We start from the raw sequence: 291 nt of genomic DNA on the forward strand, positions 1-291 counted from the left end.
TTATGGGTCCCGGCCTGCGCCGGGACGACACTGAACTTGTTGCTGCTGATTTGCCCGTCGAAGGCGTGGCAAGGTGGCGGATCGCGTTGCGTTGATCCGCCCTACGCCGAGGACGTACCCACTGCGCCCTCAATGCACTGCGGCGTACAGGATCTTGTCCTGCGTCGCGTCCGCCGCGTCGAACTCGGCGACGATGCGGCCGGTGCGGGCGACCAGGATGCGGTCGGAGACGGCGAGAATCTCCGGCAGGTAAGACGAGATCACCACCACCGCCTTGCCCTCGTCGGCGAG

At 66.3% G+C, this 291-nt stretch carries 1 pseudogene; it reads right to left on the reverse strand.

Annotation, left to right across the window (positions count from 1 at the left end):
• Positions 1-129 precede the first annotated feature (129 nt).
• Positions 130-291 (reverse strand): annotated as a pseudogene (locus tag AKL29_RS44855) (sugar ABC transporter ATP-binding protein); the annotation flags it as partial.

Source organism: Bradyrhizobium pachyrhizi, from assembly GCF_001189245.1.
In the GTDB taxonomy this organism is placed as follows: Bacteria; Pseudomonadota; Alphaproteobacteria; order Rhizobiales; family Xanthobacteraceae; genus Bradyrhizobium; species Bradyrhizobium pachyrhizi.